At 37.6% G+C, this 1,108-nt stretch carries 1 protein-coding gene; it reads left to right on the forward strand.

Annotated elements, in window-relative coordinates; genetic code table 11:
- Window positions 1-228: 228 nt before the first annotated feature.
- Entirely contained in the window at window positions 229-1,050 is an 822-nt protein-coding gene (locus tag Q0791_RS24875; protein ID WP_299011949.1) for a ferritin-like domain-containing protein, read from the forward strand.
- The last annotated feature ends 58 nt before the right edge of the window (window positions 1,051-1,108 follow it).

Raw genomic sequence — 1,108 nt, forward strand, 5'->3', positions numbered from 1 at the left:
GGGGCTTCGAATGCCTTGTGGAATGAGGCTTACAGAGCCACTTTGGACTTTTCGCTGAAATGGGCGCAAAACCCCAATTCAGTTGACCAGGTCATATGAAAGTGAGTATGAAAAGGAATGGAGATGTGAGTTTCTTAGATTATTTTAATGTATAGTATCTTCATACTTTTTAAGTGTCAGCATTTAAATAAGTCCTTAAGTACCAAAATAGTCTAAAGGGAGGTTGAAATGCATACATCAGAGCTTGATGCAAATTTATCCCAACAATTACTGTCTAAAAAAAAATATCGTCATTTAATTGGCTACTTAATTTCCAGTGCAATTGCAGGAGAAATTGTCGCGGCAAAAGCATACGCTCAAATGTCCCTTCTGACCGAAAATAGGTTTGAAATGAAGACACTTCTAAAAGAAGGCCAAGAAGAATTAATGCATGCAGATATGTTAGAAAAATTAGCTAAACAGCTAAATGTTCCGTTTGTAAATCGTATTATCGAACCTGAATGGAAAAATATTCTTGCTTTTATCAAAGAAAAAGCCAACAACAATGATTATATGAGTTGCTTTCTCGCTCAGGAAATCGTCTTAGAAAGTATGGCGATTGTACTCTACCAAACCATGTCTGGTGAAGGTTCTGAAGTGGATAATATCACCGCAAAAGTAACAAGCCGCATTCTAGCAGATGAACTAGAGCACGTTGAATCTGGAGTCAATTACCTCAAGGATAATCTGAATAAAAATAAATTACTGACCTATGAAAAGTTAAATGAAGTCAATGATAGAGTATTGCCACAAGTTTATAATTTAATCCGTAATGGGTGTGATTCCCTATGCAGTGAAATGAATGTGGAATGCGGTACCTTTGGTCCTGAAGAAATTGGTCTCGATTTTGACACATTAAGATTAAATGCGCTTGACCGATATATGGAAACCCTCGATGAAGCTGGCGTTGAACCAGAGTTCATTAGCCGATTAATGTTAAACGTAGCAGGCTTTAACAACAAAGATTCTGCGATGCAGCAACAATGCTGTTGTTATACCCGTGATACTTGAAGATGCAGGATTCAGCTGGAATTAAAAGCCTTTTAGGCAAGGCTTTGAACAGCGTGCC

The sequence above is a fragment of the uncultured Shewanella sp. genome (assembly GCF_947495455.1).
In the GTDB taxonomy this organism is placed as follows: domain Bacteria; phylum Pseudomonadota; class Gammaproteobacteria; order Enterobacterales; family Shewanellaceae; genus Shewanella.

What these genes read in the sequence shown, in the direction of transcription:
- Q0791_RS24875 (WP_299011949.1), top strand. Translation starts at nt 229, where the DNA reads ATGCATACATCAGAGCTTGATGCAAATTTATCCCAACAATTACTGTCT.